At 61.2% G+C, this 26,937-nt stretch carries 29 protein-coding genes and 1 other RNA gene; 8 read left to right on the top strand and 22 right to left on the bottom strand.

Annotation, left to right across the window (positions count from 1 at the left end; genetic code table 11):
* Positions 1 to 35 precede the first annotated feature (35 nt).
* Positions 36 to 1,337 carry an O-acetylhomoserine aminocarboxypropyltransferase gene (locus ABLV49_RS06970; protein WP_349280898.1) on the top strand — a complete coding sequence of 434 codons (1,302 nt, stop codon included), beginning with the start codon at positions 36 to 38 and terminating at the stop codon, positions 1,335 to 1,337.
* Entirely contained in the window at positions 1,337 to 2,155 is an 819-nt protein-coding gene (locus ABLV49_RS06965) for an alpha/beta fold hydrolase (protein ID WP_349281640.1), read from the top strand. The genes ABLV49_RS06970 and ABLV49_RS06965 overlap by 1 nt, the downstream gene beginning before the upstream one ends.
* A 39-nt stretch (positions 2,156 to 2,194) precedes the next feature.
* Here ABLV49_RS06965 and ABLV49_RS06960 read toward each other — a convergent pair whose 3' ends face one another.
* The 8 genes from ABLV49_RS06960 to ABLV49_RS06925 form a co-directional block, all read right to left on the bottom strand.
* Positions 2,195 to 2,458: a hypothetical protein gene (locus ABLV49_RS06960; protein ID WP_349280897.1), complete on the bottom strand. Its 264-nt coding sequence runs from the start codon at positions 2,456 to 2,458 to the stop codon at positions 2,195 to 2,197.
* Positions 2,395 to 3,270, bottom strand: coding sequence for a hypothetical protein (locus tag ABLV49_RS06955; RefSeq protein WP_349280896.1), 876 nt, complete (start codon positions 3,268 to 3,270; stop codon positions 2,395 to 2,397). Before ABLV49_RS06955 ends, ABLV49_RS06960 begins: the two co-directional genes overlap by 64 nt.
* Before the next feature lie 75 nt (positions 3,271 to 3,345).
* Positions 3,346 to 3,912: a hypothetical protein gene (locus ABLV49_RS06950; protein ID WP_349280895.1), complete on the bottom strand. Its 567-nt coding sequence runs from the start codon at positions 3,910 to 3,912 to the stop codon at positions 3,346 to 3,348.
* Between the two features lie 397 nt (positions 3,913 to 4,309).
* A complete protein-coding gene (locus ABLV49_RS06945; RefSeq protein WP_349280894.1) occupies positions 4,310 to 5,164 on the bottom strand; it encodes an SIR2 family NAD-dependent protein deacylase in 855 nt (284 codons plus the stop codon).
* Positions 5,165 to 5,221: 57 nt separating this feature from the next.
* A complete protein-coding gene (locus ABLV49_RS06940; RefSeq protein WP_011802145.1) occupies positions 5,222 to 5,515 on the bottom strand; it encodes a GYD domain-containing protein in 294 nt (97 codons plus the stop codon).
* A 133-nt stretch (positions 5,516 to 5,648) separates the two neighbouring features.
* Positions 5,649 to 7,034: an FAD-binding oxidoreductase gene (locus tag ABLV49_RS06935; RefSeq protein ID WP_349280893.1), complete on the bottom strand. Its 1,386-nt coding sequence runs from the start codon at positions 7,032 to 7,034 to the stop codon at positions 5,649 to 5,651.
* 159 nt (positions 7,035 to 7,193) lie between these two features.
* Complete coding sequence (locus ABLV49_RS06930; RefSeq protein ID WP_349280892.1) at positions 7,194 to 7,586, bottom strand: thioredoxin family protein; 393 nt, start codon at positions 7,584 to 7,586, stop codon at positions 7,194 to 7,196.
* A gap of 85 nt (positions 7,587 to 7,671) precedes the next feature.
* Entirely contained in the window at positions 7,672 to 8,886 is a 1,215-nt protein-coding gene (locus ABLV49_RS06925) for a YihY family inner membrane protein (RefSeq protein WP_349280891.1), read from the bottom strand.
* Positions 8,887 to 8,907: 21 nt separating this feature from the next.
* Between ABLV49_RS06925 and ABLV49_RS06920 the strand changes: the two genes are divergently transcribed.
* From ABLV49_RS06920 to xth, 6 genes are read left to right on the top strand one after another with little or no spacing between them, the layout of a single operon-like run.
* Positions 8,908 to 9,300 (top strand): DUF2069 domain-containing protein, encoded by a 393-nt coding sequence (locus ABLV49_RS06920; RefSeq protein WP_349280890.1) that lies wholly within the window; start codon positions 8,908 to 8,910, stop codon positions 9,298 to 9,300.
* Positions 9,297 to 10,724 carry an FAD-binding oxidoreductase gene (locus ABLV49_RS06915; protein ID WP_349280889.1) on the top strand — a complete coding sequence of 476 codons (1,428 nt, stop codon included), beginning with the start codon at positions 9,297 to 9,299 and terminating at the stop codon, positions 10,722 to 10,724. The genes ABLV49_RS06920 and ABLV49_RS06915 overlap by 4 nt, the downstream gene beginning before the upstream one ends.
* Positions 10,725 to 10,780: 56 nt before the next feature.
* The gene (locus tag ABLV49_RS06910) at positions 10,781 to 11,611 is read left to right on the top strand and encodes a thymidylate synthase (RefSeq protein WP_349280888.1); all 831 of its coding nucleotides are present in this window, start codon (positions 10,781 to 10,783) and stop codon (positions 11,609 to 11,611) included.
* A 2-nt stretch (positions 11,612 to 11,613) separates the two neighbouring features.
* A complete protein-coding gene (locus ABLV49_RS06905; RefSeq protein ID WP_349280887.1) occupies positions 11,614 to 12,105 on the top strand; it encodes a dihydrofolate reductase in 492 nt (163 codons plus the stop codon).
* Positions 12,106 to 12,687 carry a DUF4337 domain-containing protein gene (locus tag ABLV49_RS06900; RefSeq protein ID WP_349280886.1) on the top strand — a complete coding sequence of 194 codons (582 nt, stop codon included), beginning with the start codon at positions 12,106 to 12,108 and terminating at the stop codon, positions 12,685 to 12,687.
* Between the two features lie 44 nt (positions 12,688 to 12,731).
* Positions 12,732 to 13,514 carry an exodeoxyribonuclease III gene (gene xth, locus ABLV49_RS06895; RefSeq protein ID WP_349280885.1) on the top strand — a complete coding sequence of 261 codons (783 nt, stop codon included), beginning with the start codon at positions 12,732 to 12,734 and terminating at the stop codon, positions 13,512 to 13,514.
* A 46-nt stretch (positions 13,515 to 13,560) separates the two neighbouring features.
* Here xth and ntrC read toward each other — a convergent pair whose 3' ends face one another.
* The 14 genes from ntrC to ompA form a co-directional block, all read right to left on the bottom strand.
* Positions 13,561 to 15,111, bottom strand: coding sequence for a nitrogen regulation protein NR(I) (gene ntrC, locus ABLV49_RS06890; RefSeq protein ID WP_349280884.1), 1,551 nt, complete (start codon positions 15,109 to 15,111; stop codon positions 13,561 to 13,563).
* A 58-nt stretch (positions 15,112 to 15,169) separates the two neighbouring features.
* Entirely contained in the window at positions 15,170 to 16,267 is a 1,098-nt protein-coding gene (gene glnL / locus ABLV49_RS06885) for a nitrogen regulation protein NR(II) (protein ID WP_011802157.1), read from the bottom strand.
* Between the two features lie 22 nt (positions 16,268 to 16,289).
* Positions 16,290 to 16,811, bottom strand: coding sequence for a hypothetical protein (locus tag ABLV49_RS06880; protein ID WP_349280883.1), 522 nt, complete (start codon positions 16,809 to 16,811; stop codon positions 16,290 to 16,292).
* A gap of 197 nt (positions 16,812 to 17,008) precedes the next feature.
* Complete coding sequence (gene glnA, locus ABLV49_RS06875) at positions 17,009 to 18,424, bottom strand: type I glutamate--ammonia ligase (protein WP_349280882.1); 1,416 nt, start codon at positions 18,422 to 18,424, stop codon at positions 17,009 to 17,011.
* 229 nt (positions 18,425 to 18,653) lie between these two features.
* Entirely contained in the window at positions 18,654 to 19,478 is an 825-nt protein-coding gene (locus tag ABLV49_RS06870) for a competence/damage-inducible protein A (RefSeq protein ID WP_349280881.1), read from the bottom strand.
* A 17-nt stretch (positions 19,479 to 19,495) separates the two neighbouring features.
* A complete protein-coding gene (locus ABLV49_RS06865; RefSeq protein WP_349280880.1) occupies positions 19,496 to 20,404 on the bottom strand; it encodes an EI24 domain-containing protein in 909 nt (302 codons plus the stop codon).
* A 7-nt stretch (positions 20,405 to 20,411) separates the two neighbouring features.
* Entirely contained in the window at positions 20,412 to 21,377 is a 966-nt protein-coding gene (locus ABLV49_RS06860; RefSeq protein WP_349280879.1) for a sterol desaturase family protein, read from the bottom strand.
* 4 nt (positions 21,378 to 21,381) lie between these two features.
* The gene (locus ABLV49_RS06855; protein WP_349280878.1) at positions 21,382 to 22,263 is read right to left on the bottom strand and encodes a polysaccharide deacetylase family protein; all 882 of its coding nucleotides are present in this window, start codon (positions 22,261 to 22,263) and stop codon (positions 21,382 to 21,384) included.
* The gene (locus ABLV49_RS06850; RefSeq protein ID WP_349280877.1) at positions 22,229 to 23,260 is read right to left on the bottom strand and encodes a YncE family protein; all 1,032 of its coding nucleotides are present in this window, start codon (positions 23,258 to 23,260) and stop codon (positions 22,229 to 22,231) included. The genes ABLV49_RS06855 and ABLV49_RS06850 overlap by 35 nt, the downstream gene beginning before the upstream one ends.
* A gap of 137 nt (positions 23,261 to 23,397) precedes the next feature.
* Positions 23,398 to 24,132, bottom strand: coding sequence for a pseudouridine synthase (locus ABLV49_RS06845; protein ID WP_349280876.1), 735 nt, complete (start codon positions 24,130 to 24,132; stop codon positions 23,398 to 23,400).
* Positions 24,133 to 24,194: 62 nt separating this feature from the next.
* Positions 24,195 to 24,581: a transfer-messenger RNA gene (ssrA, locus tag ABLV49_RS06840) on the bottom strand.
* 12 nt (positions 24,582 to 24,593) lie between these two features.
* Complete coding sequence (locus ABLV49_RS06835) at positions 24,594 to 25,259, bottom strand: HAD family hydrolase (protein ID WP_349280875.1); 666 nt, start codon at positions 25,257 to 25,259, stop codon at positions 24,594 to 24,596.
* A 45-nt stretch (positions 25,260 to 25,304) separates the two neighbouring features.
* Positions 25,305 to 26,021 carry a bifunctional 2-polyprenyl-6-hydroxyphenol methylase/3-demethylubiquinol 3-O-methyltransferase UbiG gene (gene ubiG / locus ABLV49_RS06830; RefSeq protein ID WP_349280874.1) on the bottom strand — a complete coding sequence of 239 codons (717 nt, stop codon included), beginning with the start codon at positions 26,019 to 26,021 and terminating at the stop codon, positions 25,305 to 25,307.
* A 68-nt stretch (positions 26,022 to 26,089) separates the two neighbouring features.
* Positions 26,090 to 26,722: an outer membrane protein OmpA gene (ompA, locus tag ABLV49_RS06825; protein WP_011802168.1), complete on the bottom strand. Its 633-nt coding sequence runs from the start codon at positions 26,720 to 26,722 to the stop codon at positions 26,090 to 26,092.
* Between the last annotated feature and the right edge of the window lie 215 nt (positions 26,723 to 26,937).

The raw sequence follows: 26,937 nt of genomic DNA, 5'->3' as shown, positions 1-26,937 counted from the left end.
AAAAAATCAGCTTTTTTGTACTGGAGACTCCATTCATGCCCGGTTATTCAGACCCCGGTTTCGACACCCTGGCGCTGCACGCAGGCGCCGCGCCCGACCCGGCCACCGGCGCGCGTGCCGTGCCGATTCACCTGACCACGTCCTTCGTCTTCGAGTCCAGCGACCACGCCGCCAGCCTGTTCAATCTGGAGCGCGCCGGGCATGTGTATTCGCGCATCAGCAACCCGACCAATGCGGTGCTGGAGCAGCGCATCTCGGCGCTTGAAGGCGGCATCGGCGCCATCGCCACGGCCAGCGGCCAGGCCGCGCTGCACCTGGCCATTGCCACGCTGATGGGCGCCGGCTCGCACATCGTCGCCAGCACCGCGCTGTACGGCGGCAGCCAGAACCTGCTGCACTACACGCTGCGCCGCTTTGGCATCAACACCACCTTTGTCAAGCCCGGCGACATCGACGGCTGGCGCGCCGCCGTGCGGCCCAACACCAAGCTTTTTTTCGGTGAAACCGTCGGCAATCCGGGCCTGGAGGTGCTGGACATTGCGGCCGTCGCCAGCATTGCCCATGAAGCGAAGGTGCCGCTGCTGGTCGATTCGACGCTGACTTCGCCCTGGCTCATCAAGCCCTTCGAGCATGGCGCAGACCTGGTGTACCACTCGGCGACCAAGTTTTTGAGCGGCCACGGCACGGTGATTGGTGGCCTGGTGGTCGATGGCGGCAGTTTCGACTGGGACCAGTCAGGCAAGTTCGCCGAACTGACCGAGGCCTATGACGGCTTTCACAACATGGTGTTCAGCGAGGAAAGCACGGTCGGCGCGTTCTTGCTGCGCGCGCGCCGCGAAGGCCTGCGCGACTTCGGCGCCTGCATGAGCCCGCACACCGCCTGGCTGATTTTGCAGGGCATCGAAACGCTGGGGCTGCGCATGGCGCGCCACATCGGCAACACTGAAAAGGTCGTGGCATTCCTGGCCAGCCACCCTTTTGTCTCGCGCGTCGGCCACCCGATGCTCGCATCGCACCCCAGCCACGCGCTGGCGAAAAAGCTGCTGCCGCGCGGCGCGGGCTCGGTGTTCAGCTTCGACCTCAAGGGCAGCCGCGCCCAGGGCAAGGCCTTTGTCGAGGCGCTCAAGGTCTTCAGCCACCTGGCCAATGTCGGCGACTGCCGCAGCCTGGTGATCCACCCGGCCAGCACCACGCATTTCCGCATGAGCGACGAGGCGCTTGCCGGGGCCGGCATCACGCAGGGAACGATACGCCTGTCCATCGGCCTGGAGGACCCGGACGACCTGATCGACGACCTCAAGCGCGCACTGAAGTCGGCTGAAAAGGCAGGCGCGTGATGCAGCTCAGCGTCAACGGCCACGGCGCCTACTGCTACACCGGCGGCAAGCCCTTCGATTCCGCTCAGCCGACCGTGGTCTTCATCCACGGCGTGCTCAATGACCACAGCGTCTGGATTTTGCAGAGCCGCTACCTGGCGCACCACGGCTGGAACGTGCTGGCGGTTGACCTGCCCGGCCACTGCCGCAGCGGCGGCGATGCGCCCTCTTCCGTCGAAGATGCGGCGGATTTCATCGCCGCGCTGCTTGATGCGGCCGGTGTGGAGCGCGCTGCGCTAGTCGGCCACAGTTGGGGCTCGCTGATCGCGCTCGAAGCCGCGTCAAGGCTGAAAGAGCGCGTCAGCCATCTGGTGCTGGTCGGCACGGCCTTTCCGATGAAGGTGTCGCCCGCGCTGCTGGACAGTTCATTGAACGAGCCGATGAAGGCGCTGGCGCTGGTCAATGTGTTCTCGCGCAGCACGCTGGCGCCACCGCCCTCGGCGCTCGGCCCCGGCACCTGGGTTTATGGCGCCAGCATGGCGCTGGGCCGCCGCGTGCTGGCGAGCAACGCCCAAGTCAACGTCTTTCACCGGGGCTTCAAGGCCTGCGACAGCTATGCCAACGGCGAAGCGGCGATTCAGGCCATCACCTGCCCGGTGCTGTTCGTGCTCGGCGCGAACGACCAGATGACGCCGCCCAAGGCCGCGCAAGGGCTGATCGCCAGCGCGCGCCAGGCGGGCAAGAGCGTGCAGGTCACGCGCCTGGACGTGGGCCATCACCAGATGACGGAAGCGCCCGACGCGACGCTGTTCGCGATCCGGGATTTTTTGGCTGCCTGAGCCCAGGCACCCGGCCGTTCAGGCTACCGGCGTTGACGCTCAAACGGCAGGCGCCGCCTTGTCGCGCAGGTGGTCGATGAGCCGCTGCAGTTTGTCTGTGGTCTCTTTGTCCCCTTTTTCATAGCTATGCTGCATTTGCTGAGCCAGCGCTTCAAAGTCCGGGTTGCCGGCCAGGCGGGCGATGATCAGCGCGACAAAACGGCGCCTAGCGTCTCTTGGAAACAGGCCTTCCCGGTGGATCAGCGCGTCGAGCTCGCCCAGGGTGCGGCTGCGCTGCAGAACCGGCAGCGCACGGCTTTCCACCAGCGCCTGCAGCGACCTGATCTCGCCGGCCGAGGCAATGAGGGGCTTGAAGTGGGGAGTTTCCACAACGACGTCCTGGATGGAGAACGACAGTGCGTACTCCCCCCCCTACTCCAATCTGATCCGCACACTTCCTTGTAAATCGACTTGACCGCGTCAAAGTCAACTGCAAAATGCAGGCCGCCCTTAAGCGCTGCCCCCGTGCCGCTGATGTACAGGCTGATCCACTGGCTGCCGCCCTCAATGGGCCGGACAAACGCGCCATGCCAGCCTTGGCGGGTTGCCAGCTCAAACCCATGCTTTCCCAGCACGTCCCCCAGCCGCGACAGCAGCAGCTTTCGCGCCTGCGCCTTGGTCAGGTGCTCCGGCTCCGCGTCGAGCTGGCGCTTGAGCGTGGCCCAGGCTTCCCGGTGCTCCTCGGGCAGCACCCGGCCATCGGGCAAAAAGGCCGTGCCCAACTGGTCGTCGAACACCGCCAGCCCGGCGGCGTTGGCCGCCTCGACCACAAAGCGCAGCAGCGGCAGCGGGTCGCCGCCCTGCGGCAGGCTCAGGCCGAACAGGGCGCGCTGCCCGTCCTGCGCCTGCTTGAGCGGGTTGCCCTGCCACGGCGAATCCTCGGCGTCCGGGTCGTCCGGCGCCAGCATGTCGGCGCTGGGGTGGCGCGCCACCAGGGCGCGTGCAAATTCGGCAAAGCGCGGGCTGCCGCCGTCGTTCACTTCCTGCAGCGCCAGGAAGGTCTGGGCCGCGCCGCCGAAGGTGTCGGTGCTCAAGGGATGGCTGGAAATATCCCAGGCCCAGATGTCGTGGCTCATGGTGGTGTTGCTTTCGGTGATTGAATGGTTTTTTAAAGCTGCGGGCGGCGCATCAATTCTGGCGTAGCCCGCCGGTCAGGCGCCGCCGCCGAGTTCAGCCTTCAGTTCATCGACAACCTCTGCGACATGATCACCAAACCCCCAGCCAATACCGCCTGACATCTGTTTCACATGGGCCAGCCGGTGCTGGAACTCGGGATACAGCGCCCGCGCCTCACCCAGCAGCAGCGCCGCCAACTCATCGAGCACCGACTCCACGCTGATGTAGAAGCGCTCGTCGATATCGCCGTATTCCTGGGTGAACCGGGCGCCGTTTTCGACGTAGGTCATCATCAATTCCACGATGCCGGCCAGATGGCCCGTGGCCTTGCCGTAGTCGCGTATCGCCTTGCGCGCTTCGGCCAGCTTGAGCTTGCCAAAGCCCCTAGCCGGAAAAAACTGCTCCACGATCTTGCGCCGGTAGGCCTCCAGCGCCTCCTCGCCACCCCCCAGCGGCGGATAGCGGGCATGGAGGAAATCGCGGTTTCCGGGCGCTGCCTGGTAAAGCTCTTTGACCAGGGCCAGCAGCGCGGGCTGTTCAAGCGTGGCGAGTTGTTGGCGAATGGTGGTCCAACTGCCGGTTTTTGGGGTTTCTTTGGTCATGGCTTGAAGGATGGGTTGACGGGCGGGTCTGAAGCGCGTCGCACACGCTATTGATTCAATAGCTGCTTGCGCATGCGTGGCCTGCGCTACGCCCATATTTTATTTAAAAAACCAGATCTTTCACCGTCGGGGCCGGGCTTTAAAGGTCACCAGACCAGCGCGGCGCCTGTAAAACCCGTTTCACGGCGCTTTTTGATACCAAAAAAGGCTTGTAACGCAATAAACACAAGCGTAAGAAGCTATCAAAACAATAGCGCTTAGGATGCTGTCAACAATAACTTCCCTGCGTCATACCCGCGAAGGCGGGTATCCAGACTCGTTTGAGCGTTTCAGCCCATGTTGCTGGATTCCCGCCTTCGCGGGAATGACGGACGGGAAGTTATTATTTTCCAGATACTTACAGCGTGCGCGCCGCCTGCATCAGGCGCTCGATTTCGGCCAGCGCGTGCGCCGCTCCGGCCGCAATGCCCACGTCCAGCCGCGTCAGCACCTTGAACTCGCGCGGGTTGATGCGCACCAGCCGCCCGCCAAAGCGCTGGACGATGCGCTGGCTGAAATGGCGCACCGAAGGAATCGCCGTGCCCGCGCCCAGCTCCACCACCACCGGCCGGCAGACGCTGCCCAGCCAGCGCTCCAGCCGCGCGGCCTGCCGCCAGGCACGGTCTTCAAGCCACTCCGAATCATTGAACATCAGGATATTGGGCCGCGCCAGGCCGCCGCAGTGCGGGCACACCGGCGGCGCATTGAGCAGCAGGCATTGCGCGGCGTCCACCTCGGGAACGAAGCCGTCGGCCGGCCAGATGGCGCTGCTGCACGGCTGCATGCATTGCAGATGGGCAATCGAGCCATGGCATTCATACACGCTGTCCGCCTCGAAGCCGGCTTTCTGGAATTGCCCATCGACATTGCTGGTGAACACCGAAAGCCCGTGCGGCATGGCCTTGCCCCAGCGCGTGAGAACCTGGAAACCGGGGTGCGGCCGGGTCGCGCGGTAAAGCTGCAGCCGGTGCCCGTAAAAGCCCCAGGCGCGCTGCGGGTCGGTGCGAAAGGCGTCCGGGCAGGCGATGCTGTAGAAATCCACCTTGTCCCGCCCCAGCACCGGGTAGGCCTTCCAGAATCCTTCCGTGCCCCGGAAATCGGGCAGACCCGAATCGACGCCCATGCCGGCGCCGGCGGCAACGATCAGGGCGTCGGCCCGGGAGATCAAGTCAGCGGCATGCGCCAGGCTGTTGGCATCAATCGATGGACTCATGGGCGAGACTTTCCTGAATAAAAATACTCAGGATAAACGCAACCCGGGCAAGGTGCTTCAGGCCATCCTGGCGAGGATTGCGTTCATTTCATCCTTTGAAAACGCATGCAGCATTTCCGTTCGGATATTGCCGGCAGCGCCTATGCTCAGGCCAAACGCACTGGCCGACTCGTCATCCGGTGCCTCGATCATCGCCACCAGGTCATAGTGGCCCGATGTCCAGTAGATCTGGCTCATGCTGGCGCCGAATTTCTTGGCGGCTTCCATGACGGCATCGGCGCGTTTCGTGGTGTCCTTCACGCTGCGAATCCCCTGATCGGTGAAGCGGCAAAGTGCAATGTACTTCTTCATGATGGTGCTTCCCTGTTGGCGAGACCTCGGGCATTGGACAGGCTAGCAGCGGTCCCGCACCGCTCGCCCCAAGGTCCAGACCCTGAAGTCTTGCGGCCTGTTTCATCGCCCGCGACAGGCATCGTTGTTTTGATCACGCGGGCTGGATGTTCTGGTTGGTGCTGAACAGGTTGGCCGGGTCGTAGCGGCGCTTGACCTGCGCGAGCCTTTCGTAGTTCTGGCCATAGGCCGCCTTCACGCGGTCACCCTCGTCGGCGGTCAGGAAGTTGACGTACACGCCGCCGCTGGCAAAGGGCGCCGAGGCCTTGAAATAGTCGCGCGCCCAGCGGATGCAGTCCGCGTCGTCGGCCGGATCGTCCCAGCGGCCGTGGACGTTCATGACGAAGCGGGCGTCGCGGTGCGCATACGCCATGGCATCGGGCGTGGGCCGGGTGGTCGCGCCGCCGATGGCGCCAAAAAATATCTCGCACTGCGGCGACGGCAGCTTGCCGGCGTACTCGATGACGGCGTCGAACAGCCCGTCCTCCAGCTTCGAAAAATTATGCGATTTCCAGTAATTGCGGGCGCCGGGCGTCAACAACGGATCAAAGGCTTTCTGCCAATCCACATAGGGCATGACGCCGACGTGCGCGCCGACCGGCGTGCCGAAGTGGTGCAGCGGCTCGATCAGCGTCTTGCCTTGCTCTGGATCGCCCGTGTAGAGCAGCGCCAGTATGACCACCTCCTGGCCATGGACCGCTTCGGGCAGGAAAGGCAGCGGCGGCGCCTTGCGCAGGACGGTCCACACGGAAAGATCGTCGGGCGCCTTGTCCGTGAATTCGCGGTACTGCTGAAGCACCGTCTTTGCCTCGGCAAACGGATAGACGATCAGGCCGGCGAGCACATTCGGGCCGACCGGATGGAGCCGGAAACCGAAGCGCGTCACGACGCCGAAATTGCCGCTGCCGCCGCGCAATGCCCAGAACAGGTCGGGGTGCTCGGTGGCGCTGGCGCGCAGCACCTCGCCGGCCGCCGTCACCACTTCGGCCGATTCCAGGCTGTCGATGGTCATGCCGTACTTGCGGCTGAGCCAGCCAAAGCCGGCGCCCAGCGTCAGGCCGGCGACGCCGGTGGTGGAGTTGATGCCCAGCGGTATCGCCAGGCCGTGGACCTGGGCGGCGGCGTCGAAATCGGCCAGCGTGGCGCCGCCTTCAATGCTGGCGCGGCGGTTGTTGGCATCAACGTACACGGCCTTCATCTGCGAGAGGTCGATGACGATGCCGTCGTCGCACACCGCGCTGCCGGCGATGTTGTGCCCGCCGCCGCGCACGGCCAGCCGCAGGCCTTGCTCCCGGGCAAAATTCACCGCGTGAACCACATCCGGGGTGGCGGCGCATCGGACGATGGCGGCGGGGTGCTTGTCGATCATCGCGTTCCAGACCTGGCGCGCGGTGTCAAAGGAAGCATCCTCGGGAAGAATGACCTCTCCCTGAATGCCCGCCTTGAGCGCCTTGATCTGCGTGGCTTGCAAATTGTTCATGGCTTTCTCCTTCGCTGCGGCCGAATGCACCTGCTCCGCAACGCAGGCAGAAAGACCGGCCGCTTATGGGTGTAGCACCACGCCGGCCTTGCGGCAAGATCCGCTGCCATTCGGACATGGGCCTTACCTTGCTTTACATGCGCCCGCCCAACAGTCGCGCTATGCCTTGAGCCAGTGTTCAGGCGCCGCCTGCAAGGCCTGCAGCAATTGCCGGGTGGCCGGCAAATGGGGACTGCTTTGCAGGCTGGCGTTTTGCAGTGAGTCCAGCAGGCGCACCAGGGTATTGGCCTGCGGCGTCAGGGGGCCAAAAAACCGGGTACCCTGCGCATCGGCCATCAGCACCGTCGGGAAGGTTTCCACATCGATGTCGCCGACCAGCTCGGCCTGGTCTTCAATGTCCAGCCAGGCGAACCTGAAAGCCGGATAGCGCCCGGCCATTTGCGCCATGACGGCCTGGTAATCGCGGCACAGGCCGCACCAGTCGGCACACAGGCAAACGACCCAGGTCACTGAATCGGTCATGGAAAGCTCGGCATTGGAAGAATGGGACATGCGGGGGATTGGTTTTAAAAGGGTGGAACAGCGTCATTCAAGATGATTGGGCCGCAAGGACGGGCATCTCAAGATACTATATTTTTCATAGCGCATCACGCAGGTGCAGCATGCGCCAACGGGCGTTTTCCCATAAATTATTGACCGAAGGCGCGCGGTCGAGCAGCAATTTCTGCATCAGCGGCGCCAAGGGGGTGGCGTCCGGATCAACCAGCAACAGGTAGCGGGACTCGGCGCTTCCTTCGGCCTCATTGAGCTGGCCAATCCAGTCCAGCTCGATCAGCGTTTCCAGCACCGGCTCCAGCTGCAGCCCATCGACTTCGAGCAATTCGCCCAACTGCGAGGCGCTCATGCCCATGCGCGCCGTGCCGCGCGCCTCGTTCAGGTGCTGCAGCACTTCGATGGCCAGCTGGAAATGCCAGCCGTGCGCGCTGCCGCGACGCGACACGCCGGCCAGCAAGCTGGGCAGGCAGGCGGTCATGACGGCGCCCATCAGCACGATGATCCAGGAGACATAAATCCACACCAGCAGGATAGGCAAGGCGGCAAAAGCCCCATACACCAGCGAATACGTCGGCACCGCGGTCAGGTAAATGCCCATGACTTTCTTGCCGATCTCCAGGCCGGCGGCCACGAACAGGCCGCCCGCGAAGGCGTGCGCCCATTGGACGTAGGTGTTGGGCACATAGCGGTACAGCGCGGCCACGCCGCCAGCCACCAGGAAGAACTGCGCCACGTCCAGCACGAAACGCAGGCTGACGGGCAAGGCGCCCACCAGGCCGCTGGAGGCCGACACCACATACGAGGTCACGGCCAGGCTGGCCGCCAGCACCAGCGGCCCGAGCGTGATGGCGGCCCAGTAAATCAGCACCCGCTGCCCCAGCGGCCGGGGTTTGCGCACGCGCCAGATGCTGTTCAGGGTGCGGTCAATCGTCAGGATCAGCGCAATCGCCGTCACCACCAGCACCGCCAGGCCCGCGACGCCGAGCTTGCTGGCCTGCCCGCTGAACTGCGTCAGGTAACCCAGCACCTGGCGCGCGATGTTGTCGGGAATCAGGCTTTTGACCAGCCAGGCCTCCAGCGCGCCCTGCAACTTGGAAAACATCGGAAAGGCGGTGAACACGGCCAGCGCCACGGTAAAGAAAGGCACCAGCGCAATCGACGTGGTGAAGGTCAGGCTGCTGGCGGTCAGCCCCATGCGGTCTTCACGGAAACGGTTGCGCAGCGTGATGGCGGTGTCGCGCCAGGGAAAATGCGACAGCTCGACCAGCAAGGCCTCCAGGGACGGCGGAAATTTCATCCCCGGTATCATGCCATCGACATGAACAAAGCAAACCAAATTGAAATGACGCGCTGGCTGGCATTGGGCAGCCTGGCCGGACTGATTGTGCTGGGCCTGGCCTGGGAAATGTGGCTGGCGCCGATACGGCCGGGCGGCTCGCTGCTGGCGCTCAAAGTGCTGCCGCTGGTCATCCCGCTGGCCGGCATCTGGAAAAACCGCATGTACACCTACCGCTGGGTCAGCCTGATGGTCTGGCTGTACTTCACCGAAGGCGCGGTGCGCGCCTGGAGCGACCGCGCGCCGGGCAACTACCTGGCCATGCTGGAAGTGCTGCTGTGCCTGCTGCTGTTCATCGCCTGCGCGCTGCATGTGCGCGTCCGGTTCAAAAACCTGCCCTCCTCCTCTGCCGTTGCTGGCCACACCCCGTCATGACCTCCATTCAACACCCCGTCCTCCTTGAAGAACTGCGCCGGATCACCGGCCCGGCCCATGTCCTGTGCGACGGCGACCTGAGCGCCTACACGCAGGACTGGCGCAAGCGCGCGCAGGGCAAGGCGCTGGCCGTGGTGCGCCCGGCCAGCGTTGAAGAGGTCGCCGCCATCGTCAAGGCCTGCGCCGCCGCCGGCGTCAGCCTGGTGCCGCAGGGCGGCAACACCGGCCTGGCGGTCGGCTCGGTGCCCGATGAATCGGGCACCCAGGTGGTGCTGAGCCTGCAGCGCATGAATGCCGTGCGCGCGATGGATGCCGCCAACCTCACCATCACCGTCGAGGCCGGCTGCATTTTGCAAAGCCTGCAGGAAGCGGCCGAAAAAGCCGGTTTCCTGTTTCCGCTGAGCCTGGCTGCCGAGGGCAGCTGCACCATTGGCGGCAACCTGGCGACGAATGCCGGCGGCACGCAGGTGCTGCGCTACGGCAATGCGCGCGACCTGTGCCTGGGGCTTGAAGTGGTCACCGCGCAGGGCGAGATCTGGCACGGGCTTTCGGGCCTGCGCAAGGACAACACCGGCTACGACCTGCGCGACCTGTTCGTCGGCAGCGAAGGCACGCTGGGCATCATCACCGCCGCCACGCTCAAGCTCTATCCGCAGCCCGCCGCGCGCCTCACCGCCTGGGCCGCCGTGCCGTCGATGGAAGCGGCCGTCACGCTGCTGGGCCTGGCGCACCGGCACCTGGGCGCGGGCCTGACCGGCTTCGAGGTGATGGGCCAGTTTGCCCTGAGCCTGGTGGACAAGCACTTTGCGCAGTTGCGCGTGCCGCTGTTCAAGGAGGCGCCATGGTGCGTGCTGCTGGAGAACTCCGACCACGAATCCGAAACCCATGCGCGCGAGCAGTTCGAGCGCCTGCTGGAAACCGCGCTCGAAGACGGCTGCGTGAGCGATGCGGTGGTCGCCGAAAACCTGGCGCAGGCGCATCAGCTCTGGCATATCCGCGAAAGCATCCCGCTGGCGCAGGCCGAGGAAGGCCTGAACATCAAGCACGACATTTCGATTGCGGTGTCACGCATTCCCGAATTTGTCGAGGCCACCGATGCGCTGCTGCGGCAGCACATCGCCGGCGTGCGGCTGGTGAACTTCGGCCACCTGGGCGACGGCAACCTGCACTACAACGTGCAGGCGCCTGAGGGCGGTGATGCCCAGGCCTTCCTGCGCGATCGTGAAGAAGAGGTCAACACCCTGGTCTATGACTCGGTGGCCCGCTTTGACGGCTCGATTTCGGCCGAGCACGGCGTCGGCAGCCTCAAGACCGACAAGCTGGCAACGTACAAGTCGCTGGTCGCGCTGTCGATGATGCGGGCGATCAAGGCTGGGCTGGACCCGCAGAACCTCATGAATCCGGGGCGCATTGTCAGGCTTTAGATTTAGAAAATGCAGCTTCCGGGCGATAATCAAAGGCTTTTTTGTTCAGTCTGCCCATGACCCGCCCAATCCGCCAACAGTACGAAGATCTCATGCGCCTTGTGGCCACGCAAGGTGCGTTGAAGGCCGACCGCACCGGCACCGGAACAAAAAGCGTGTTTGGCCACCAGATGCGCTTTGACCTGAACGAAGGCTTTCCGCTGGTCACGACCAAGAAGGTCCACGTCAAATCGATCATCCAGGAACTGCTCTGGTTCCTGACCGGCTCCAGCAGCAACCACTGGCTGACGGAGCGCGGCGTGACGATCTGGAACGAATGGGCGCGCCCGGACGGCGACTTGGGGCCGGTCTATGGCGTGCAATGGCGCAGCTGGCCAACGCCCGACGGCGGCCACATCGACCAGATCGCCGAGGTCATCAAGACCCTCAAGACCAACCCCGACTCGCGCCGCATCATCGTCAGCGCCTGGAACGTCGCCGACCTCGACAAGATGGCGCTGATGCCCTGCCATGCGCTGTTCCAGTTCTACGTCGCCCCGGCCACCGAGCCCGGCGGCAAGGGCAAACTCAGCTGCCAGTTGTACCAGCGCAGCGCCGACATTTTCCTCGGCGTGCCGTTCAACATCGCCAGCTACGCCCTGCTCACGCACATGGTGGCGCAGCAATGCGACCTGGATGTGGGCGATTTCATCTGGACCGGCGGCGACTGCCACATCTACAGCAACCACGCCGAACAGGTCGCACTGCAGCTCAGCCGCGCGCCTTTCCTCTACCCGACGTTGAACATCAAGCGCAAGCCCGACTCCGTCTTCGACTACCAGTTCGAGGATTTCGAATTTCTCGACTACCAGCACCACCCGGCCATCAAGGCACCGGTGGCTATTTAAGAATGAAACTTCACCTTATCTTTGCCCGCTCCGCCAATGGCGTGATCGGTCAAAACAACACTCTGCCTTGGCACTTTCCTGAAGACATGGCGCATTTCAAGCGCACTACGCTCGGCAAACCCGTCATCATGGGGCGTAAAACTTGGGATTCGCTGCCACAGAAGTTTCGACCACTCCCTGGGCGGCTTAACATTGTCTTGACGCGAAAAGCAGACTGGCAAGCATCGGGTGCTGTATGCGCCCACTCGCTATCCGAAGCTATGGCACTCTGTCCAGTTGACAGTGATGCCTGGGTAATTGGCGGAGCCGAGATTTATGCCCAAGCCCTGCCATTGGCCAGCACAGCGTTAGTCACTGAAATTGCCCAAGACTACCCAGGCGACGCTTACGCACCAGAATTCGGTTCTGACGAATGGCTCGAAATCTCAAGAGAGCAAGGCAAATCGACCGAAGGGTTCAACTTCAGCTTTATCACCTACAAAAAGAAAATCTAAATGTCAGGACACGGATTTCACGTACACGGCCCCCACGACCACGAACTGGAGCATGCCGCGCAGAGCGGTCACGAAAGCGGCGGCATGATCAACCAGATCGCCATGTTCACCGCCATCATCGCCACGGTAGGCGCCATTTTTGGCTACATGGGCGGCGCCACGCAGGCCAATGCCGGCCTGTACAAAAACAACGCCGCCATCAAGAAAACCGAAGCTGCCAACCAGTGGAGCTACTTCCAGTCCAAAAGCACCAAGCAGTCGCTGGCTGAATTTGCGCGCGACCTGGCGCCGGAAGATAAGAAAGTGGGCTATCAAGGCAGGATCGACCGCTACGAAACCGAAAAAAACGAGATCAAGACAGGTGCAGAAAAATTGGAAGCCGAGTCCCTCGCCTGGGACAAATCCTCCGACGAGCAGTTGCACCAGCACCACCGCTGGGCGCAAGCCACCACCGTGCTGCAGGTGTCGATTGCGCTGGCGGCGATTGCCCTGCTGACGCGCAAGAAGTGGCTGGAGTACGGGATGTTTGGCGTGGGCGCCCTCGGCGTGATCGTGGGCGCACTGGCTGCGCTACATATTTAATAGCTGCTTACGCCCGACCTGATTGCGCTGGAGCACTAAAACTCATGAAAATTGCCACCTGGAATGTCAATTCCCTGACCGTCAGGCTGCCGCAGGTTCTCGACTGGCTTGCCGCCAATCCGGTCGATGTGCTGTGCCTGCAGGAACTCAAGCTCAGCGATGACAAGTTTCCCTTGCAGGAACTCGAAGCGGCCGGCTACCAGAGCGCGGTGTTCGGCCAGAAAACCTACAACGGCGTCGCCATCCTGAGCCGCACGCCGGCCCGCAACATCGTGAAGAACATCACCGGCTTCACCGACGAGCAATCGCGCGTCATCGCCGCCACGCTGGACATGCCCACCGGCGAGGTGCGCGTGGTCAACGGCTATTTCGTCAACGGCCAGTCGCCGGGTAGCGAGAAGTTCGAGTACAAGATGAAGTGGCTGGAAAGCCTGCGCAACTGGCTGCGCGAAGAGTTGGCCGAGCATCCGAACCTGGTGCTGCTGGGCGATTTCAACATCACCGCCGACGACCGCGACACCTACGACGCGGAAGGCCTGCGCGAAACCATCCATCACACCACCGAAGAGCGGCAGCACTTTCAGGCCCTCGTCAAGCTCGGCCTGAATGACGCCTTTCGCATGTTCGACCAGCCCGAGAAAAGCTATTCCTGGTGGGACTACCGGGAGATGGCCTTCCGGCGCAACCGGGGACTGCGGATTGACCATATCCTGGTCAGCGAAGCGCTCAAGCCCCTGGTTCGCAGTTGCGTGATCGACAAGCTGCCGCGCAAGAACGAGCGCCCCAGCGACCATGTGCCGGTCGTGCTGGAACTCGATTCGCTATAAAAAAAGTAGCTGCCTGCGCAGGTGCAGCCTGCGCAAACGCCCTTATTTACTCAAGATTGAGTTCCTGGATCTTGCGCGTGATGGTGTTGCGCCCGATGCCCAGCTTGTGAGCTGCCTCGATGCGGCGGCCATGCGTGTTGGCCAGCGCGGTCATGATCAGCCGCGACTCAAACCGGCGCGTCAGCACATCCCACACATCGCTGCGCCCCGAGACCAGCAGCGCCAGGGCTTCGGCCTCCAGTCCGGTTTCCCACTGCGCGACCTGGCCGGCGTTGTCGCTGCCTGTGCTTGTGGCCACCGGCTGCGGCGTTGCCGGCGAAAACGCTTCGGATGAATAGGCCGGCGCAGAGGCCTTGTCGGCATCCCCGGTCCGCTCCTGCCTGAGCGGCTCGGTTTTTTCGGTCAGGGCCGGGGCTTGCTTCCATTCAGGCGTGGCACCCAGCACTTCGGGCGGCAGATCCTTGGGCTCGATCACCTGGGCAGGCGCCATGACGGTCAGCCAGTGGCAGATGTTTTCCAGCTGGCGCACGTTGCCGGGAAAGTTAAACAGGCTCAGTTGCTGCAGGGCTGCTTCTGAAATCCGCTTGGGCTCCACGCCCAGTTGCTTGGCGCTTTGCTGCAGGAAGTGGCGCGTCAGCATGAACACATCCTCGCGCCGCTCGCGCAGCGCCGGCAGGCGCAGGCGGATCACGTTGAGGCGGTGAAACAGGTCTTCGCGAAAGCTGCCTTCCTTGACGCGCTGCTCCAGATCCTGATGCGTGGCGGCAATCACGCGCACATTGGCCTTGACGGCGTTGTGGCCGCCGACGCGGTAAAAATGGCCGTCGCTCAGCACCCTGAGCAGCCGGGTCTGCAGGTCAAACGGCATGTCGCCGATTTCATCGAGGAACAGCGTGCCGCCGTCGGCCTGCTCGAAGCGCCCGCGACGTAGCGTCTGCGCGCCGGTGAAGGCGCCGCGCTCGTGGCCGAACAATTCGCTTTCCAGCAAATCCTTCGGGATGGCGGCGGTGTTGATGGCGATGAACGGCCCGTTGGCGCGTGGCGAATGCTTGTGCAGCGCGCGCGCCACCAGTTCCTTGCCCGAGCCGGATTCGCCGGTGATCATCACCGTGACCATGCTCTGGCTCAGCCGGCCGATGGCGCGGAACACGTCCTGCATCGCTGGCGCCTGGCCCAGCATCTCGGGCGCGGCAGCCATACGCTCTTCGGCCACTTCCTCGCGCTGGCTTTCCTCGACGGCGCGGCGGATCAGCTCGACCGCCTTGTGCAGGTCAAACGGCTTGGGCAGGTATTCGAACGCGCCGCCCTGAAAGGCCGACACGGCGCTGTCCAGGTCGGAAAACGCCGTCATGATGATGACCGGCAGGCCGGGCAGCTTGATCTTGACCTGTTCCAGCAAATCCAGGCCCGAGCCGCCCGGCATGCGGATGTCGCTGACGATGATTTGCGGCCCGTCGGCCTCGCCGGCAATGTCGAGCGCGGCCAGCACTTCGCGCGGATTGGTGAAACTGCGCGTTGGCAGGCCTTCACGCAGCAGGGCTTTTTCCAGAACAAACCGGATGGACTGGTCATCGTCAACAATCCAGATCGGTTTCATGCTTTATTGTCCCTTTGCTACTAGCAGTAGTTATCTTTGAAATGAAAGACAACAGACTTCAGGGCAGCGGTATCAGCAGCTTGAAGTCTGTATGGCCAGGCCGGCTCTCGCACTCAATCAAGCCGTGGTGTTGCTGGACAAAGGTTTGCGCCAGTGTCAGCCCCAGCCCCGAACCGCCTTCGCGCCCTGACACCAGGGGATAGAAAATGCGGTCTTTGATGGAGTCCGGTACACCCGGCCCATTGTCAATCACATGCAATTCCAGTGCCAGGCGATAGCGCTTTTTTCCAAAAGTTACCTGCCGGGCAATGCGCGTTTTGAAAGTGATTTTTGCGTTGCCTGCCGCGATGCGTTCAGCCAGTTCCTGGGCAGCATTGTGGGCAATATTGATCACCGCCTGGATCAGCTGCTCGCGGTCCCCGCGAAACTCCGGGATCGAGGTGTCATAGTCGCGAACCACCCGCAGGCCACGCGGAAACTCGGCCAGAATGAGCGAGCGCACCCGCTCGCAGACCTCGTGGATGTTCACGTCGCCCACCAGGTGCGGCCGGCGGTGCGGCGCCAGCAAGCGGTCCACCAGCGTCTGCAGACGGTCGGCCTCATGGATGATGACCTGGGTGTATTCCGTCAGGTCCTTGTCGATTTCCATCTGCAGCAGTTGCGCCGCGCCGCGAATGCCGCCCAGCGGATTCTTGATTTCGTGCGCCAGGTTGCGGATCAGTTCCTTGTTGGCCTGCGCCTGGTCGATCAGGCGCTCTTCGCGGTCCTGCTTGGCCTGCTGCTCCAGCGGCAGCATCTCCACAATCGCTTCGCCCGGCGTGTCGGTCTGCGCCACCACCACATGCACTGGCATCGGCTCATGGTTCAGGCGCCGCAGCCAGGCGTCGTAGCGCAGGGCGGCGAATTCATTGCTGCCCGCGCCCTCCAGCGCATGCTTGAGGATGTGGGGTTCGGTGAAGCATTCGGGCAGTTGCGAGCCTTCGATGGTGCGGCGCGACGTGCCCAGCGCATCTTCGAGCGCGGCATTGGCAAACACCACGCAGCCATTGGTGCGGACCACCGCGACCAGCGTGGCCAGCAGGTCAAAGGCCTGAAAACGGATGGTTCCCGAAGCCGGGAAGGAAGACAGAAAAGTGGGGATGGAGGGCTTTTTCATGCAGGAGCTGTTGCGATCTGGCTTAATTTGCGGCCGGCAAGCGGGAAATTTCGCGCTTCAGGCTGGAAATATCGCTCTGGCTGCGCGCAATGCTGTCCTTGAGATCACTCACACGGTCCAGGTAGCGCTGGTAGTTGCGCCCCTCGATGCCCTGCTTTTCGGGCTCGCCATGGTTGTATTCCTTTTGCAGCTCTGCCAGCCGGGCTTCGGATTTTCTCAATTCAGATTCGAGAATGATGCGCGAATCACTGTCGCGCGCCCGCTGGTCGGGGCTGCTGTCAGCGCGCGAATTGCCTGGGGCCGGGCTGGCGGCGACACGCGCCGGGGCTTTGGGTATCGGCGTTCCCTGCACCACGGTGACATTGCCGCCAGAGACCAGCTTGCAGTTGCGCACCTGGGCATCCTTTGAATTGTTGATGTATTCAGGCGCGTTGCCGCCGACACCGGCGCAGCGGTAAATTTGCTGCGCCCAGGCGCCATGGCCGCTACCCAGCAGCACGATGGAAAAAAGGGACAGGGAAGGCAAGGAAAAAGTATTTTTCATGAGGAGGTTCCAGCGTCTGGATGCGCTTGGCTGTAATGTGCAGGATAGAGACGGGGATCGTCTGCGAGTATGCTGCAAAGCGGCAAAAATATGAAGTTGCCAATGCATCAGTCCCGCGCCACCATAAAAAAAGGATGGCAGATGCCATCCTTTTTTTTCAGCCGCCCACTTCAGCGAAGTAAGCGGTTTCGCCTTGATTACAGCGAGTAGTACATCTCGAATTCGATGGGGTGCGTTGCCTGGCGCAGACGCGTGACTTCGCCCATTTTCAGATCAATGTAGCCATCGAGCATGGTGTCGGTGAACACGCCGCCCTTGGTCAGGAAACCGCGGTCTGCATCGAGGCAGTCCAGCGCCTGGTCCAGGCTGTGGCAGACGGTTGGAATCAGCGCATCTTCCTCGGGCGGCAGATGGTACAGATCCTTGGTGGCGGCTTCGCCCGGATGGATCTTGTTTTCCACGCCATCGAGACCGGCCATCATCAGGGCCGCAAAGCCGAGGTAGGGATTCATCAGTGGATCGGGGAAGCGTGCCTCGATGCGGCGACCCTTGGGGTTGGCGACGTAAGGAATGCGGATCGAAGCCGAGCGGTTCTTGGCCGAGTAAGCCAGCTTGACCGGCGCTTCGTAGCCAGGAACCAGGCGCTTGTAGCTGTTGGTGCCGGGGTTGGTGATGGCGTTCAGGGCACGGGCGTGCTTGATGATGCCACCCACGTAGTACAGCGCAAAGTCGGACAGGCCGGCATAGCCGTCGCCGGCAAACAGGTTCTTGCCGTCTTTCCAGATGGACTGGTGCACATGCATGCCGGAGCCGTTGTCGCCAACGATGGGCTTGGGCATGAAGGTGGCGGTTTTGCCGTAGGCGTTGGCCACGTTGTGCACCACGTATTTCATGACCTGCGTCCAGTCGGCACGCTCGACCAGCGTACTGAAGCGGGTGCCGATTTCGTTCTGGCCAGCGCCAGCGACTTCGTGGTGAAACACTTCAACCGGAATGCCGAGCGATTCGAGGATCAGCGACATTTCAGCGCGCATGTCCTGGGTGCTGTCCACCGGGGGAACCGGGAAGTAGCCGCCCTTGACGCTCGGACGATGGCCGCGGTTGCCGCCTTCGAGCTTCTTGCCCGAATTCCAGGGCGCTTCGTATTCATCAATCTTGAAGAAGGTGCCCGACATGTCGGTGTTCCAGCGCACATTGTCAAAGATGAAAAATTCTGGCTCTGGTCCGAAGTAGGCGGTGTCGCCCAGGCCGGAGGCCTTGAGGTAGGCTTCGGCGCGCTTGGCAATCGAGCGCGGATCGCGGTCATAGGCCTTGCCGTCGCTGGGCTCGACCACGTCGCAGGTCATGAACAGCGTCGTTTCTTCAAAGAAAGGATCGATGTTGGCGGTGTTGGGATCAGGCATGAGCTGCATGTCGGAAGCTTCAATGCCCTTCCAGCCTGCAAACGATGAGCCGTCGAAAGCGTGGCCCGAGATAAATTTGTCTTCATCAAAATGCGACACAGGCACGGTCACATGATTCTCTTTCCCCCGTGTGTCGGTCAAGCGAAAGTCAACGAACTTGACCTCGTTTTCCTTGATCATGTTCATGACGTCTGCGACGGTCTTTGCCATCAGAATCTCCTGTGCTGGATGGTGGTTTAAAAAATCAATTCGGCTCTGCTGGATGCACTTTTTATGCCAGAGCCAGGAACTGTTGAGTTTGGGCTGGGCCTTTAATTGTGCCGCCGCTATTGTCGCTATTGAACGGCCATTGACTCGTTCTGGACCCCATGGTTTTAAAAAATTAGTCGATAAAGCACCAAAAAAGTGCGCATTACCCGCGAATTTTATGGTGTTCGCATTAACGCACCAATTCAGGGCCAAGCTGGAGATTGAATTGGTGCAGTCCTGACAGCAAAGCGGGATAGGCCAGGCTGACGGCCTCCACCGAGCCTTTAACGCCCAATTCAATATGGCGCCCGAATTCGGGATGATCCACGCTGGGCAGGCTGAACACCTTGACGCCTGCATGCTCGGCTTCAATCGCCAGCATCAATGGCGTCAGTGCGGCCTCCATGGAACCCATCACGATCACGGATTTTTCAATGAATGCTGATTTTTGGTGCAGATGGGCATAGCGCTGGTCGAGCACCCACTCAACCATCGGCCAGGCCATGACCGGAAAGCCGGGAACAAAATGCACCGCGCCCTGCCCCGCCTGGCAAGTGAAGCCCGGAATCTTGTTGTAAGGATTTGGAATGATTTCAGCGCCCACCGGAAACACACCCATGTTCAGGCGGTGAAGGTTGTCATGCCGGTCCGGCTCGACAACGGTGCCCTGCTCTTTCGCCGTGTCCCGGATGCGCTCTTCTATCAGCCGTTTGGCCTCGGGATGCAGCGCCAGGTCAACGCCCAGGGCGCGGGCGGCGCACTGGCGCGTGTGATCGTCCGGCGTGGCACCAATGCCACCCGTGCTGAACACCACATCGCCCGACGCGCGCGCCGCTGCAAAGGCGCGCGCCAGCGTCGCGGTGATGCGCTCCGGGTCGTCGCCCACATATTCGGCATAGGCCAGTGACAGGCCGCGCGCGGCCAGCAGTTCGATGATTTTCGGCAGGTGCTTGTCGGCACGCTTTCCCGAAAGAATTTCATCGCCAATGACGATGATTCCAAAGTGAGGGGTCATACGAGGTCATCCTGCAGTTAGGACAATGAATCAGGCCGGCCGGACGCAGGCTTGGGGAAAATGTCCGGCAGCGGCACATCAACTATCAAATCAGTAGCAGCTTGTGCCCGTGGTGCTTGCGCAAAAGCATTATTTCGCTTGCGAAGCTGCTCCAGCGCGACCAGGCAGTAATGGGCAAACCAGAGCGAGGAAAAGGCAAACACCAGGGTGTAAATCCAGATCGCCAGCGGCACCAGGATCGGCGCCATGGCGATGAACATGGCGCCCGATGCCCAGAGCAGGCTGGGCGCGGCGCCAAGGTAGCCGCTGAGCACGCCAATGCCGAGCAGCGCCGGGCGGTTTTCCCGGAAAATCTGCTCGCGTTCCTCGGCGCTGGCATGGTCGGCCAGCGCATCGTAGGACATGACGCGGTAGGTCAGCCAGCCCCAGATCAAGGGCGGCAGTATCAATACCAGGGGCGGCACCAGCCACAGGGGAACCGTCGCCACCAGCGCAACGGCAGCCAGCAGGGTCGAACCCAGCGACCGCACAATGCTGCCCAGCAGCGAGCCGCCTCGTTTACGCTCCAGTTGCGGAAACCGCCGGCTCGCCACCAGGGCCACCATGCTCGGCGTCATGAACATCGCCACGAACAGCAAGGTCACCATGACGATCACCGGAATGGCCAGGAACAGCAGCAGCGCAGGCGCCAGCACCAGGTGCAGGCTGCCCAGGCCAACGCCTTCGAGCCAGTGAAGCATGGCGTTGACCAGCTCGAAGCTTTCCAGGCTGCCGCGCACCGCGATGAGTGCGCTTTCCCAGTAAAGGTAGCCCACGGTCAGCGACAGCGCGCCCATGATGACGACCGGCAGGATCGACAGGACGATGACGCGCGGATGCAGGCAGTACATCACCGCCCGCCAGAAGGAATCAAGAAGACTGTTCATTGGTAATTCATGCGCGCCCGAACAGGCGCTTCATGCCCAGCCACTGCTGGGACCAGAAACCCCGGCCGTAATCACGATTGCCCTCGACCTGGTCGCGCACGCCGGTGGGCTCGTAACGCTGCTCGAAATTGGCCGTGCCAAACAGCATGTCCCACCACGGCAGCAGCACGCCGAAGTTATGCCCGCCCAGCGTTTTTGGGCCGTTGGTTTCATGGCCGATGCCGATGCTGTGGTGCAGCCGGTGAAAGCGCGGGCTGACCCAGAGCCGCTCGCCTATGCGGCCAAACCACAGTCGCACATTGGCATGCTGGAAACTTTCGCTGAGCTGCGTCAGGGTGACGATGACGATGAACTGGTCGGGGGCCACGCCAATGAGTTGCGCCACGACGACGACGATGCTGTCGAGCACGATGCTGTCGAGCAGGTGGCTGCGGTTGTCGCTCCACATCGTCATTTGCCGCTGCGAATGGTGCAGCGAATGCAGGCGCCACCACCACTCCAGTTGGTGCTGGCCACGGTGCGTCCAGTAGCCGACAAAGTCAAACACCAGCAGGTAGATCAGCAGGCTGACGACGGCTTGGTCAGTGACGCCGGGCCATAACTGGTCGAGGTGAAAAGTGCCGTAGCCCGCTGTCCGCAGCGCACCGAAGACTTCATCAAACCAGGGATCAAGGGTAAAAAACAGCACGATCTTGAACAAGCCCAGCCGGTGAAGCAGCGTGTAGAGAACGTCAACGCGTATGCTGGCCCGCTCACTGGGCGAGTCCATCGCCTCCACCGGCCGCCAGCGCTGCAGCGGGCCAATCACGGCCAGCAAGATGATGATCTGGATCACCCCCATCATGAACCAGGCGGTCGCTGCGTAAGCATCCTCGAACAGGCTGCTCAAGTCGAGCGCGAACAGGGCCGGTTGCACCAGCGCCTGGAACAGCCATGCCTGAACGCCCGCGAAAATTCCAGTCAACCAGTCCATCGTTCTATTTCCCGGCTTGAAGGGTTGGAGCGCCCGACTGCGCTTCGATCCAGGCCTTGTAGCCGGGATGTTCACGCAGGGTTTTAAAACAGAAGCCGCGCGACTGCAAGCCGATGATCAAGGGCTCCAGCGCGGCAGGCGCCCACGGCTCCTTGCGTGACCAGATGCCCAGATGCGCGACCAGGACATCACCGCTGCGGATGCCCTGCAGCGCTTTGTTCAGCAGCGCATCGTTGGGGTATTTGTCGCTGGGCAACTCGTCACCCAAAAATCCGGCAGGCGACCAGCCCGCATGCGCGTAGCCGCAGGACCGGGCCGCCGCCAGAAGCTGGGGCGAGGTTTTTCCGCCCGGTGCGCGGAACAGCGGCAGCGGTTTTTTGCCGGTGATTTCCTGCAGGCGCGTGCTGGCACGGCCGATTTCCTCGCAGTATTGCCGGGCCGTCCAGGTGACTTCCCTGCCCTCGGAAGGACCGGCCGAAGGGCGCACCCTGAATTGCGTCGGCGCCCCCGATGCACCCGGCACGTCGGCGCGCCAGTAGGTGTGGTCGAACGTGTGCGAGGCAAACTCGTGGCCTTCGGCGGCGCGCGCCTTCCACCAGCCGGCCCAGTGCGTTCCCAGGCTGCCGTCGCCGGTTTTGGTGCGCTCGTTGGCGGCAAAAAAGGTGACCTTGACCTGATGCCGCTTGAGCACGCCGGCGATCAGCGGCGCCACTTCCATGTGGCCGGTGTCCAGCGTCAGGTACACCGGCTTGCAGGAAGCGCTTTCAGCTGGATTTTTTGCATCAAATTGACCGTTTGCGCTTGCTGCATAAGCGCAATTAGCTATCAATAAAATAGCAAATGAGGCCTGTCTAGCGCGGTGAGTGATCGAGCGTCCAGACGCCATGGGGACTCCTGCCAACATTGATTTGACGCACCACCTTGTGGCTGGCAACGTCGATGAAAGTGAGCTTGCGAATCCAGCGCGAGGTGACGATGATCTGACTCAAATCACGGGTCACGTCCATGCAGTCAGGACCGCCGGGCGCCGGAAAGCTGTCCACCACTTCGAGCGTCTGCAGGTCGATCTTGCTGATGCTGTTGGCCACGCGGTTGCTGACCAGCAGATGCCGCTTGTCGCCGAAAGCGCGAAAGGCATGGGCGCCCATCGCCGTCTTGATGAACTTGACCCGCTTGGGCTCCTTGCCGCTCACGTCATACACCTCGACGCCGTCGCCGCCGGTCAGGGCGACCAGCACGAATTTGTCGTTGGCCGTGCCAAACACGTCGGCGGGCGTGGAGCCAGTCTTGGTACGCCACTTGATGGTCTGGGTGGCCAGGTCGATCGCAATCAACTCGTCGCTTTCCTGCATGGTCGAGTAAATCGTGCTGCTTTTGCTGTCGATCCACAAATGGCTGGGCGTTTTGCCGGTGGCGATGCGCTTGGCAAGCGTCATGTCCTTGCCGTTCCAATGGAAGATATCGATATGGTTGAGGCGGTTGGCAGCCGTCACGAACCACTTCATGTCGGGCGAGAACCGCAGGTGGTAAGGGTCAATGATGCCGCGCACGGTGCGCTGGACCTCAGCCGTTTTAGGGTCGATGAAGGTCAGCGAGTCAGACAGCGCATTGGCCACGATCACCGACTTTTCGTCGGGCGTGAGGTACAGGTGGTGCGGCTGCTTGCCGGTCTCGATGCGCTTGATTTCAGTCCAGTTCGACGGATTGATGACGCTGACGCTGTCTTCCAGGGAATTAAGCACGAACACCGGCGTGGTGATATTGCCAGCCACTGGCGCTGGCGCGGCAAGAGAAACCTTGGCAGTCTGCGCCAGCGCGGGCAAACACAGCAGACCCGGAAGGGCGCAAATAAAGGCAGCCAGAAAGCGGGAATAAGCATTCACAAAATAGGTCTTTCCAAGGTCAATCCGCTAGTGTAGCGGCCGGCCATGACCGGGCGTCCACATCCGCTTTCAAAACCGCATCCGCTGACTTCAAGCTGTTGATCCAGCACAAAGCATTCGCCTGGACAGGGGTGGATTCACCTTTGCGCAGCGCTTGCGGTAATGCTGGCCAGGTCTTGTGCCGTCAGCCAGCGCCATTCACCGGGATTGAGGTCCGCCGGCAGCACCAGCGAACCAATGCGCGAGCGGTGCAGCCCTTCGACCCGGTTGCCGACGGCGGCAATCATGCGCTTGACCTGGTGGTATTTTCCTTCGGTCAGCGTCAGGCTCAATTGCAGCTCGCTGGTCTGCTCGCAGGCCGCAGCCCGGACCGGCTTGGGGTCATCGTCCAGGACCACGCCGGCCAGCAGCTTCTGGACCTGCTGCGCGTCCACCGGATGCTTGGCCGTCACCTCATAGACCTTGGGAACGTGGTGCCTGGGTGAACTCATGCGGTGAATGAACTTGCCGTCGTCCGACAACAGCAGCAAGCCGGTCGTGTCCTGGTCCAGCCGTCCAACCGCCTGCACGCCGGCTGCCGCGCCCCCGCCCCGCTGGCGAATCGGCGCCGGCAGCAGCGTGTAGATGCTGGGATAGGTACTCGGCTTTTGCGAGCATTCATAGCCAGCGGGCTTGTGCAGCATCAGGTACGCTTTTTCGTGGTACGCCCAGGCTACGCCCTGCACCGTGAAGCGCAAGCCATCCGCTATAAATTCCATAGCTGGTTCCGTACAGGGGACGCCCGCCAGGGTCACAAAACCCTGTTGAACCAGCCCAGCGCAGACGCGCCGCGTTCCAAAACCCTGGGAAAAAAGAATTTCCTGCAATTGCATATGTTTTTCCAAAGAAAAAGGCCGTTTACTGGACTTCAGTAAACGGCCTTTGACAGTTATGGTGGTGGAGCTGGGGGGATTTGAACCCCCGTCCGCAAGCCTTGTTCGGGCAGATCTACATGTTTAGCGGTCTGATTTGAGTCTCGCCACCTGTATCGCGCAGTCGCACGCTACACAGGACGCCAGCACCCTATTTTCTTGCCCCAGGTTAAGGTACCCAGCCCGGAGCCAGCCGATAAAATTATCTTTACAGCCTGGAATCCTTAACTTGCGCTAAGAACCCCTTGCCCAGCCCATCGGCCTGCTGTTGTAAAGCTCACAGGCAATTAAGCTGCGAGTGCGAAACGTTCGTCGTTTGCAGTTAGTTTGTTTTAGTCAGTTTTACGAGCACACTAAGCTCGACATGCACCACACCGCGTCCGAACCCACGTCGAAACCAATGCAGCCCCAAGCCCGGTATTTTAAGCCATTTTTAACAAATTCAAGAGTCCTGAAGGCGCGGTAATCGTAAAGTCGGCTTTCCAGCCTGTGGTATCGCTCACTGCACCCAGATAGCCATAAGCTGCCGCCACTGTGGGCATGCCTGCTGCGCGACCTGCCAGGATATCGCGTTCATCATCGCCAACATAAATACAGTGTTCGGGAGCCATTTCAAGCTGGCGCGCGGCCTCCAGCAAAGGAGCGGGGTGCGGCTTTGCATGAGGCATGGTATCGCCACTGATGATGGTTTGGGCTGTACTGAAAAGTGGCATGGCCCGAGTTAACGGAATAGTGAAGCGGGCTGACTTGTTGGTGACGACCCCCCACTTGAGGCCAGCGTGACAAATGCGTGCAATCAGCTCAGCCACACCGTCAAACACATAGGTGTGCTCCACCAGACACGCTTCGTAATTGGCAAAGAACTCCTCCTTTAGCCTGTCAAATTCAGCGTCTTGAGGCGTCAGGCCAAAAGCCACGGCAATCATGCCTCGTGCACCGGCACCTGCCATGGGACGGTACAGCGACAAAGGCAACGATTCAAGGCCCCTGTCAGTGCGCATTTTGTCAGCGGCAGCACCAAGGTCAGGAGCACTGTCAATCAGCGTGCCATCCAGATCGAACAGCACGGCATTGATATTGTTGAACATATTAAAAGCAGTCGCTCACAAGGAAGGAACTAAAAGAGCGCAGATTTACGCAACTTGGGATTTTTGGGTAGCCACCAAGTAATTCACGCTAGTGTCAGCGCTAAGCCAGTAATGACGGGTTAGCGGGTTGTATTCCATTCCCTTGGTCTCCAGAAAATCCAGGTTGACTACTCGACAGTAGCGGGCCAGTTCGCTGGGCTTGATTAATTTGGCGTATTCATGCGTACCACGAGGCAGCATGTTGAGGAGATATTCCGCTCCAACGATGGCAAACAAAAAAGCTTTGGCGTTGCGGTTGATGGTGGAAAAAAAGACATGCCCACCAGGTTTGACCAAAGCAGCACAGGCGTTGACTACCGAAGCCGGATCAGGCACATGTTCGAGCATTTCCATGCAGGTAACCACGTCAAAACTGCCGGGCTGTTCTGCCGCAAGGGCTTCGGCACTGACCTCACGGTACTCTACCCCTTGGGTCTGAGCCTCAAGCGCATGCAACTGAGCCACTTTTAAGGCCTTGCTTGCCAGATCAATTCCGAGCACAGCCGCACCCTTGCGAGCCATGGAGTCAGCCAAAATTCCACCGCCACACCCTACATCAAGCACGCGTAAACCGTTTAGTGATACCAAGCCATCTATCCAGTCGAGCCGGAGTGGATTAATCTCGTGCAGGGGGCGAAATTCGCTGTCCTTGTCCCACCATCGATGAGCCAGGTCAGAAAATTTAGCCAGTTCGGTGGGATCGAAGTTTTGGGTTTTAGGCATGGAATGATTATCGTTGAGACGTAAAAAAACCGCGCCTTGGCGCGGTTTTTTTGCTGATCCTGAAAGGATTACTTGTTGGCGCGGGTACCAACCACTTCGATTTCCACGCGACGGTTTTTCGCACGGCCTTCGGCGGTTTTGTTGTCGGCTACAGGCTGTTTCTCGCCTTTACCTTCGGTATAAACGCGGTTTTTCTCAATGCCTTTGGACACCAAGTAAGCCTTCACAGCTTCAGAACGGCGAACCGACAGCTTCTGGTTGTAAGAATCGCTGCCGACAGAGTCAGTGTGACCCACGGCAATGATTACTTCCAGATTGATGTCCTTGATTTTTCCAATCAGGTCATCCAGCTTTTCCTTGCCTGCTGGCTTGATCACTGACTTGTCAAAGTCAAAGAAAGCATCGGCAGCGTAAGTCACTTTGGTAGCAGCAGGGGGAGCCACTGGAACAACCACAGGAGCGGCTACAGGCGGAGCAGAAGCAACGACCACAGGAGCAACAACAGGAACAATTGCGCCATCGCAACCTGGAGCAGCAGTCGCTGGAGTCCAGAAGTTGTCACGCCAGCAAAGCTCATTGGTACCATTTTTCCAGACCAAATCGCCGTTGCCGTTCTTCCAGTTGTCGATAGTTTGCGCACCAGCGGCGGTAACAAGCGCTGCGGAAGCAAACAACATTGCCACTTTGTTGAGTTTGTTCATGATTCTCCTCTAGAGAAAAGCCGCAGACTTGCTGCGATTATTAAGATTACACACCTCAAGTGACCATCACTCAAGGAGTTACATTCATTGTGCCACACACATTCTGAGCTTCAAGTGCGCTATGGCCTTCGTCTTACATGAAGCGCAGATTCTTCAAAATATGTTGCAGACCAGCCACAAACAAGCCGTTTTACACTCGAGCCTTAAAATCAAGC

This window comes from Polaromonas hydrogenivorans, assembly GCF_040105105.1.
Taxonomy (GTDB): domain Bacteria; phylum Pseudomonadota; class Gammaproteobacteria; order Burkholderiales; family Burkholderiaceae_C; genus Polaromonas; species Polaromonas hydrogenivorans.
Note: the sequence above shows the minus strand (reverse complement) of the source record. Positions and strands in the feature narration are given on the sequence as shown.

Bases quoted from the DNA above. Each gene is read 5' to 3' on its own strand.
- ABLV49_RS06970 (WP_349280898.1), top strand. From the start codon at position 36: ATGCCCGGTTATTCAGACCCCGGTTTCGACACCCTGGCGCTGCACGCA.
- ABLV49_RS06965 (WP_349281640.1), top strand. From the start codon at position 1,337: ATGCAGCTCAGCGTCAACGGCCACGGCGCCTACTGCTACACCGGCGGC.
- ABLV49_RS06955 (WP_349280896.1), bottom strand. From the start codon at position 3,270: ATGAGCCACGACATCTGGGCCTGGGATATTTCCAGCCATCCCTTGAGC.
- ABLV49_RS06950 (WP_349280895.1), bottom strand. From the start codon at position 3,912: ATGACCAAAGAAACCCCAAAAACCGGCAGTTGGACCACCATTCGCCAA.
- ABLV49_RS06945 (WP_349280894.1), bottom strand. From the start codon at position 5,164: ATGAGTCCATCGATTGATGCCAACAGCCTGGCGCATGCCGCTGACTTG.
- ABLV49_RS06940 (WP_011802145.1), bottom strand. From the start codon at position 5,515: ATGAAGAAGTACATTGCACTTTGCCGCTTCACCGATCAGGGGATTCGC.
- ABLV49_RS06935 (WP_349280893.1), bottom strand. From the start codon at position 7,034: ATGAACAATTTGCAAGCCACGCAGATCAAGGCGCTCAAGGCGGGCATT.
- ABLV49_RS06930 (WP_349280892.1), bottom strand. From the start codon at position 7,586: ATGTCCCATTCTTCCAATGCCGAGCTTTCCATGACCGATTCAGTGACC.
- ABLV49_RS06925 (WP_349280891.1), bottom strand. From the start codon at position 8,886: ATGAAATTTCCGCCGTCCCTGGAGGCCTTGCTGGTCGAGCTGTCGCAT.
- ABLV49_RS06920 (WP_349280890.1), top strand. From the start codon at position 8,908: ATGAACAAAGCAAACCAAATTGAAATGACGCGCTGGCTGGCATTGGGC.
- ABLV49_RS06915 (WP_349280889.1), top strand. From the start codon at position 9,297: ATGACCTCCATTCAACACCCCGTCCTCCTTGAAGAACTGCGCCGGATC.
- ABLV49_RS06910 (WP_349280888.1), top strand. From the start codon at position 10,781: ATGACCCGCCCAATCCGCCAACAGTACGAAGATCTCATGCGCCTTGTG.
- ABLV49_RS06905 (WP_349280887.1), top strand. From the start codon at position 11,614: ATGAAACTTCACCTTATCTTTGCCCGCTCCGCCAATGGCGTGATCGGT.
- ABLV49_RS06900 (WP_349280886.1), top strand. From the start codon at position 12,106: ATGTCAGGACACGGATTTCACGTACACGGCCCCCACGACCACGAACTG.
- xth (WP_349280885.1), top strand. From the start codon at position 12,732: ATGAAAATTGCCACCTGGAATGTCAATTCCCTGACCGTCAGGCTGCCG.
- ntrC (WP_349280884.1), bottom strand. From the start codon at position 15,111: ATGAAACCGATCTGGATTGTTGACGATGACCAGTCCATCCGGTTTGTT.
- glnL (WP_011802157.1), bottom strand. From the start codon at position 16,267: ATGAAAAAGCCCTCCATCCCCACTTTTCTGTCTTCCTTCCCGGCTTCG.
- ABLV49_RS06880 (WP_349280883.1), bottom strand. From the start codon at position 16,811: ATGAAAAATACTTTTTCCTTGCCTTCCCTGTCCCTTTTTTCCATCGTG.
- glnA (WP_349280882.1), bottom strand. From the start codon at position 18,424: ATGGCAAAGACCGTCGCAGACGTCATGAACATGATCAAGGAAAACGAG.
- ABLV49_RS06870 (WP_349280881.1), bottom strand. From the start codon at position 19,478: ATGACCCCTCACTTTGGAATCATCGTCATTGGCGATGAAATTCTTTCG.
- ABLV49_RS06865 (WP_349280880.1), bottom strand. From the start codon at position 20,404: ATGAACAGTCTTCTTGATTCCTTCTGGCGGGCGGTGATGTACTGCCTG.
- ABLV49_RS06860 (WP_349280879.1), bottom strand. From the start codon at position 21,377: ATGGACTGGTTGACTGGAATTTTCGCGGGCGTTCAGGCATGGCTGTTC.
- ABLV49_RS06855 (WP_349280878.1), bottom strand. From the start codon at position 22,263: ATGGCGTCTGGACGCTCGATCACTCACCGCGCTAGACAGGCCTCATTT.
- ABLV49_RS06845 (WP_349280876.1), bottom strand. From the start codon at position 24,132: ATGCAATTGCAGGAAATTCTTTTTTCCCAGGGTTTTGGAACGCGGCGC.
- ABLV49_RS06835 (WP_349280875.1), bottom strand. From the start codon at position 25,259: ATGTTCAACAATATCAATGCCGTGCTGTTCGATCTGGATGGCACGCTG.
- ubiG (WP_349280874.1), bottom strand. From the start codon at position 26,021: ATGCCTAAAACCCAAAACTTCGATCCCACCGAACTGGCTAAATTTTCT.
- ompA (WP_011802168.1), bottom strand. From the start codon at position 26,722: ATGAACAAACTCAACAAAGTGGCAATGTTGTTTGCTTCCGCAGCGCTT.